Consider the following 7,310-nt stretch of genomic DNA (forward strand, 5'->3'; position numbering starts at 1 on the left):
CGGATCACCCCAGCGGCAGCGCCTGGCCGACGTCCCCACCGAGGCCCCACGTCTCCACAGGTGCACGGTGCGGGCCGGCCGACCGGATCGTCTCCTCGACCTCGACCAGGACCGTGTCGGAGACGGCCGCCGCGCCGCCGGCCACGACCGCGTGGACCAGGGCGTCGGCGCGTTCCTCCAGCCAGGCCCGAGTCGCCGACCCGTGCGCCAGTGTGCCGGTGGGAACCAGAAGGAACGCCGCGTCGCGCTGGTCGGCGGCGGCACCGGCCCCCAGAGCATCCGGCCAGTTGTCGCCGGTGGCCAGCACCACCTCGAGCCCCTTGCTGTAGGAGTTGGGATCGGCGGGCGCTTCCGCCCAGCGGCGGAGCAGGTCGTCCGCCGCGAGCTGGGCGGTGTGGTACCGGGTCACCCCCGCGAAACGCTCCAGGGTGGCGCCACCGGCGACGCGGACGGCCTCGGCGACGACCTGGTCGGTGACCGCTTTGCGCCCACCGAACACGGTGACGGTCTTGGCCCACGCGCCGGGCTCGGCGCGGTCGCCGGCGGGGCGGTGGCTCAGCGCCCGGCGGGTGGGCTCGGGCAGGCTGTCTTGCTGGACGAGCAGGACGGGCAGGTCCTCGGCGGCGCCGAACGCCCCGGCGGCCAACGCGTCCGGGAAGGCGCGGCTGGGCTGCGAGTGGTCGCCGAGCGCGAGGAGGACCTCCGAAGGCTTCTCGCGCTTGACGATCTCCCAGGCCACCTGGCCGGCGGTGTGGTACCGGGTGGGGCCGGCGAGCCGCCGGACCGCGCCCACGTCGGTGCGTTGATCGAGATCGGTTTCGATCTGCTTCGACAGGCGCGCCTCGCCGCCCACCAGCCACGCGGTCGTGGCACCCAGACGCTTGATCTCCTGCACCACCGACGGGTCGAGCGTGTCACGGCCGGTCAGCAGCACCGGGGCGCCGACCGACCCCGCCAGCGGCGAGGCGACCAGCGCGTCGGCGTAGACCTCCGCCGAGGCGATCACGACGTGCCCGGTGATCGGGAAGCCTGCCTGCACCCGTTGGGGGTGGTCGAACGCCCACCGCGACAGCGCCACGGCCGTACCGATGCGTTCGGAGGCGGAGCGCCGCTCGACCGCCGGGCTCACGGCGAAGGTCGTATCGATCGGGGTGGCGTCGGCGGTGGACAGCCGGGCGGTGTAGGTGCCGGGCGCGACCTCACGGCCGGTCGAGTCGCGCAGGTCCCAGGCCAGCTCGACGCTGCTCCCAGCCCCGCGGGTGGCGCGGACCGGCCGGCCGTTCGCGTCGCGGATCGCGAGCTCCCACCCGCCCGACGGCGACACGGTGACGTCCCACCGTGGGCGTTCTCCGATGACCGGCTGTTCCTCGCGGGCGCGTGGCCCGCCGTACAGCTTGGGTGCCCCGCTGGCGGCGACGTCCGCCGGCAGCTGCCCGCTGACGTACTGGTAGAGGTACCCGCCAGGACAATCGGTCGTCCCCGTGTCGCGGTGGCCGAGGATGGTGGGGAGCGTCACCACCCGGTCCTCGGGGACCTTGTTCGTCGCGCCGCCGCCGGAGATCTCCGTCGTGTCGCCTTGCGGGTCGACGTGGTGCAGATCCAGCTTCCACGCCAGCAGGCGGGCCAAAGCGGCCTTCAGCGCGTCGGGCGGGGGCGTCTCCGCGAAGTTGCCGACGGTGGCCACGCCGAACGACCCGGCGTTGAAGCCCGACGCGTGCGCGCCGATCACCGGCTCGGTCAAGCCCCCGGCACGTCCCTCGTAGATCGTCCCGTACCGGTCGACCAGGGCGTTGTACCCGATGTCGTCCCAGCCGCGGACGTCACGGTGGTACAGGCAGAACGACAGGATCTGCGCCGGCCCCTGCGACGCGCTGTAGCTGTTGGTGGACGCGGTGTGGTGCACGTAGGCGAGGCGCACGTCGCCGGCGTACCCGGGCGGGGACTTCGGCGTGCACTGGTCGCGTGGGTCCCACGAGCGGCGGGGGACGATGGTGGGTTCGGTCGGTGCGGCCACGGCCGCGCCGGGGCGGGCCCGCAGCTCCGGGGGGAGCCAGTCGATCCCGTCGCCGCCCCGCATCTCCACGGCGTGCAGGGTGACCGCGTCGGGTGCGGTGTCGGCCACCCGCAGCTGCAGCGCGTCAGCCTTCCCGACCCACACCGGGTCGGTCGCGGTGCGCACTTCGCGTGCAGCCTCAGCCGTCCCCGGATCGGGTGCGTGCTCGTCGTGCGGGAGGTGCAGGTCGCCCCACTCCTCCCAGCGCTCACCGCGCCGGACGCGCAGGTGCACCTCCACCTCCGGGTCGCCGCCCCAGTCGGCGCCGACCAGGACCGTGTCGCCGGCCGCGACCGGGCGCGACACGACCCAGCGGTTCTCGCCCGCGGCGGGAACAGGCCGCTCCCAGGCGGTCACCTGGAAGGCGCGGGCCGCTGCCTGCGGCGGCTGGCTGATCGCCGACGGGGCCGGCAGCCACACCAGCAGCGGGGCGACGACGGCCAGGAGGACGACCAGGCGGCGGGTCGGACGCACGGTGCCTCCACAAGGGAAGGAACAGCAGCCTACGGATGGCTCGCGACCGTACAGGAGTCACAGCACCGTCGCGAGCAGATCAGACTGCCACGTCCTCGGGGAGGACGGCGTCGGGCTGCTCGCCACCGGTGGCTCCCAGCTGCCCGGTGGGTTCGAACCAGCGGCCGTCGGGCGGGAGGGTCTCCAGCGTGATCCGCGGCAGCGGCTGGGCGAACAGGCCTGCGATGTCTTCGAGGTCGATGAACGCCAACCGATCGCTGGACGACAGCCCGCCGGCGTACTCGGCGAACCCGAGCACGGTCACGTCCAGCCCGTCGGCGGCGATCTCCTCGAGCGGCTCGAGGAAGTTGCGCGCATCGTTGGATCCGACGTACACGGCGGCGAGATCCCCCTCGGCGCGGCGGCGTTGGACGTGGTCGAGCATGTCGCGATCGACGTCGCTGTCGCCGACCTTGGGCTTGGCGAAGACCCGGAACCCTTCCTCCAGCAACCACATCACCCACCCGCGCATGGGTCCGGCCACGTGCGGCGCGACGTTCACGAAGATGCAGGCCTCCGCCTCGTCGTGCGGGCCGGCCCGGTCCACGAGCCAACGGCCGAGCACGTCCAGGTCCGGGCGTTCCCGTGCCGTCGGCTTCCCATCGATGATGTTGGCCAGGGTCATGTCGACGTTCGGGGCGTCCCACACCAGCAGGTGACGACCCATGTTCCCCTCCGATCCGCCGGGTCATCGTAGGCTCGCCCCCCAGCCAACGACGGAGCGCCCGTGGACGGGATCGTGGATCCCGCGGTCGAGGACTACCTGCGCCAGCTGGTCGCCGTCGACGACCCCGTCGTGGATGAGCTGGAGCGACACGCCCGCGAGCGGGACTTCCCCATCGTCGGCCCCACCGTCGGGCGGTTCCTGCAGCTGCAGGCCCGCGCGGTCGATGCCCGGCGGGTGTTCGAGCTCGGCTCGGGATTCGGGTACTCGGCGTACTGGTTCGCGCAGGCGGTCGGTGCGCACGGAGAGGTGGTGTGCACCGACCTCGACCCGTCCAACGCCGAGGCGGCCGAGCGCTTCCTGGCGCCGGCCGGGCTGTGGGACCGGGTCCGGTTCGAGGTCGGTGACGCGCTCGACGTCCTGGAGGCCACCGAGGGGGCGTTCGACGTGATCTTCTGCGATGCGGACAAGGATCGCTACCCCGACCATTGGCGGGCGGCCGCCGAACGGATCCGGGTCGGCGGGGTGTACCTGTGCGACAACACGCTGTGGTTCGGGCGGGCCGCGACCGGAGAACCGACCCCAGGCCGTCCCGGCTGGACCGAGGCGATCCGCGAGCACAACCGGCTGGTGGCCGACGATCGACGGTTCGTCAGCAGCCTGGTGCCGCTCCGCGACGGTGTCGTGGTGGCACTCCGGGTGGCGTGAGTGTTCAGCACACGGGCGTGTTCAGCACACGGGCGTCAGCCAGTGATACGGGTTGATCGCTCCGCCCCCCCCGGGATGGACCTCGAAGTGGACGTGGGGGGCGCCCCGGTCGGCGTTCCCCGTGCTGCCGTTGTACGCGACGAGCTGGCCGGCCTCGACCCGCTTCCCCGGGTGGATCCCGGCCGCGTAGCCCTTCAGGTGCGCGTAGTAGTACTGGACGCCGTCGTCGCCCCACAGGTATAGCCCGATGCCGCCCAGCCCGCTGCTCGAGAACTGCCGGATCCGCCCGGTCGTGAAGGCATAGACCGGCGCCCCGTACGGGGCCATGACGTCGGTGCCCTTGTGGCGCCGGCCACCGGATCGGGGATGGCCCCAGGTGTCGCGGAAGTGGTAGGCCCCCTGCATGATGCAGGCGTACAGGCCCTGCTGAGCGCCGCGAGTGATCAGCCGCTGGCGGTCCTTGCGGGTCTTCAACTCGCGGTACACCTCCGACACTTCGACGAACCGTGCCTGCAGCTCCTCCCCGCGCTGCACCATCTGCGCCTCGAGCTGCAACAGATCGGTGGCCCTGGCGGCCAGCAGTTCGCCGGTCTGCTGCAGCTGCGTGCGCAGCGCCGAGGAGTGCTGCAAGGCGGCCAGGTCCCGCCGCGACAGCGCTGCCAGCAAGCGGGCACGCTCGCGCGCGCCGTCGGGTCCGTCGGAGGTGAACAGCGACTCGAGCCCGCTGGACTCGCCCCGCTTGAAGGTGGCACGCGCCCGTACCTCCAGGGCCTCGCCGGCCTCGCGCGCCTCGGCCTCGAGGTCGGCGGCGCGCTGCTCGAGGGAACCGAGCTCGTCGCGGGTCAAGGCGATGCGCGCCGTCAGGTCGTCGAGTTCGGCCGCGGCCTTGTCGATCTGGTCCTCGAGCGCGTTCTTCTGGCGCTCGACGGCCTCGAAGTCCTGGGCCCAGGCGCCGGTGGGGACGATCACCGAAAGGGCGACGACCAACGCCAGCAGCAACCGCCGGGGTCGCGTGCCTACCGGTGGTCGGTTGCTGAGACCTGGCCGCGCGGCTCGGCGCGCGCCTGCGTCAGCGAGCATGCTGCTGGGTTGTCCCCTCGGTCAGTCGACGTGGGCGCCCCCGGGGTGGACCCATCGCCCCGTCGCCGCGAACATCGTGGCAGGCTCGGTCGGCCTGCATCGTCCCTCCGATCGGAGGAGCCTGCCAGAAGTCGTCCGGCCTCGCCACTGACGGCCACGCGTGGGTTCGGTGCGCGAACACCGTGTGGTTACGCTCGCACGGCGTCCAGGCGCCGGAGGCAACAGATGCGAGGCTCACACCGCGACCCACCCTGGATCATGCGCACCTACTCAGGGCACACCTCGGCGGCCGCGTCGAACGCTCTGTACCGCCGCAACCTGGCCAAGGGACAGACCGGCCTGTCGGTCGCCTTCGACCTGCCCACCCAGACCGGCTACGACGCCGATCACGAGCTGGCCCGCGGGGAGGTCGGGAAGGTCGGCGTGCCGATCAGCTCGATCGCGGACATGCGCGGGCTGTTCGACGGCATCCCGCTGGAGCAGATGAACACGTCGATGACGATCAACGCCACCGCGATGTGGCTGCTGGCGTTGTACGTGGCGGTGGCCGATGAGCGGGGCGCGGACGTCTCGGCGCTGAGGGGCACGACCCAGAACGATATCCTGAAGGAGTACCTGTCACGGGGGACGTACGCGTTCCCGCCGGAACCGTCGATGCGCCTGACCGCCGAGCTGATCGAGTACACGGTCGGTCACATCCCGAAGTGGAACCCGCTGAACGTCTGCAGCTACCACCTGCAGGAAGCGGGCGCGACGCCGGTGCAGGAGGTGGCGTTCGCGCTGGCGAACGCCTGCGCGGTCCTCGACACGGTCCGCGAACGTGGGCGGGTGCCCGAAGAGCGGTTCCCGGTCGTGGTCGGGCGGATCTCGTGGTTCTTGAACGCCGGGATCCGGTTCGTCGAGGAGGTCGCCAAGACCCGGGCGTTCGTCGAGCTGTGGGACCGCATCACCCGCGAGCGGTACGGGGTCGAGGATCCCAGGCTGCGGCGTTTCCGCTATGGGGTGCAGGTGAACTCGCTCGGCCTGAGCGAGCAGCAACCGGAGAACAACATCGCCCGGATCCTGATCGAGATGCTCGGCGTGACCCTGTCGAAGGACGCGCGAGCCCGTGCCATCCAGCTGCCCGCGTGGAACGAGGCGCTCGGTCTACCCCGTCCGTGGGACCAGCAGCTGTCCCTGCGGATGCAGCAGATCCTCGCCTTCGAGACCGACCTGCTGGACCACGACGACCTGTTCACCGGCTCGCAGACCATGGCGGCGCTCACCGCTGAGATCGCCGAGGCGGCGTGGGAGGAGCTCGGGCGGATCCTCGACTTGGGCGGCGCGGTGGCCGCCCTCGATCACATGAAGCAGGAGCTGGTGCGGTCGAACGCCGAGCGGATCCGCAGGATCGAGTCCGGCGAGCAGACCGTCGTCGGCGTCAACCGCTTCACCGAGCACGAGCCATCACCGCTGATCGACGCGGACGGGGGGATCCTGAAGGTCCCGGACGTGGCCGACGACGAGCAGATCGCCCGGCTGAAGGCGTGGCGCGAGGAGCGCGACGACACCGCGGTGAAGGACGCGCTCGAACGGCTCCGTGACGCGGGGGAGGCCGGCGACAACCTCATGCCGGCATCGATCACGGCGGCCAAGGCGGGGGCCACGACCGGGGAGTGGGCCGGCGCACTGCGCGAGCTGTTCGGCGAGTACCGCGCCCCGACCGGGGTCAGCGCACGGACCGTCGCCGACGGCGGGCCCTTGCGGGAGCGCCTGGAGGAGGCCCGGGTCCGGGTGCGGGCGGTGGAGGCCCGGCTCGGGCGGAAGCTCCGGATCCTGGTCGGCAAGCCGGGACTCGACGGGCACAGCAACGGCGCCGAGCAGGTCGCCGTCCGCGCCCGCGACCTGGGCATGGAAGTGATCTACGAGGGCATCCGGCTGACCCCGGCGCAGATCGTGCGGACCGCGGTCGACGAGGACGTCCACCTCGTCGGCCTGTCGATCCTGTCGGGTTCCCACCTCGCCCTGATCCCGCAGATCGTCGAGGGTCTGAAGGCCGAGGGACACGACGTCCCTGTCGTCGCCGGGGGGATCATCCCGATCGGCGACGACGAGCGGCTGCGGTCGGCGGGGGTGGCGGCGATCTTCACCCCGAAGGACTACGAGTTGACCAAGATCCTCGTCGAGGTCGCCGAGCTGGCGGGGGCGCGCCTCGCGCCCGGCGCTTGACCTTGGTTGGCCGCCCCGGCGGTCAGTGATGCGACGCTGGGTCGGTTCGTTCCGGGTTGCGGGGGTCTGCGGCGGCGTGGGGTG

Annotated in this window: 4 protein-coding genes and 1 pseudogene; 2 read left to right on the forward strand and 3 right to left on the reverse strand. The window is 72.1% G+C overall.

Annotation, left to right across the window (positions count from 1 at the left end):
* Positions 1 to 4 precede the first annotated feature (4 nt).
* Positions 5 to 2,527 (reverse strand): cell wall-binding repeat-containing protein, encoded by a 2,523-nt coding sequence (locus tag KY462_12750; GenBank protein MBW3578583.1) that lies wholly within the window; start codon positions 2,525 to 2,527, stop codon positions 5 to 7.
* A gap of 148 nt (positions 2,528 to 2,675) precedes the next feature.
* Positions 2,676 to 3,338: pseudogene (locus KY462_12755) on the reverse strand (NYN domain-containing protein).
* Between KY462_12755 and KY462_12760 the strand changes: the two are divergent.
* On the forward strand, positions 3,294 to 3,938 hold the full coding sequence (locus KY462_12760; GenBank protein MBW3578584.1) for an O-methyltransferase: 645 nt from the start codon (positions 3,294 to 3,296) through the stop codon (positions 3,936 to 3,938). The pseudogene KY462_12755 and the gene KY462_12760 overlap by 45 nt on opposite strands.
* A 21-nt stretch (positions 3,939 to 3,959) precedes the next feature.
* On the opposite strand, the gene KY462_12765 is transcribed toward KY462_12760, so the two are convergent.
* The gene (locus KY462_12765) at positions 3,960 to 4,937 is read right to left on the reverse strand and encodes a peptidoglycan DD-metalloendopeptidase family protein (protein MBW3578585.1); all 978 of its coding nucleotides are present in this window, start codon (positions 4,935 to 4,937) and stop codon (positions 3,960 to 3,962) included.
* 306 nt (positions 4,938 to 5,243) lie between these two features.
* On the opposite strand from KY462_12765, the gene KY462_12770 reads away from it, so the two are divergent.
* Positions 5,244 to 7,226, forward strand: a complete 1,983-nt coding sequence (locus tag KY462_12770) for a protein meaA (protein MBW3578586.1) — start codon at positions 5,244 to 5,246, stop codon at positions 7,224 to 7,226.
* Positions 7,227 to 7,310: the final 84 nt, after the last annotated feature.

It is taken from the genome of Actinomycetota bacterium (genome assembly GCA_019347675.1).
In the GTDB taxonomy this organism is placed as follows: domain Bacteria; phylum Actinomycetota; class Nitriliruptoria; order Nitriliruptorales; family JAHWKO01; genus JAHWKW01.

Bases quoted from the DNA above. Each gene is read 5' to 3' on its own strand.
- KY462_12770 (MBW3578586.1), top strand. From the start codon at position 5,244: ATGCGAGGCTCACACCGCGACCCACCCTGGATCATGCGCACCTACTCA.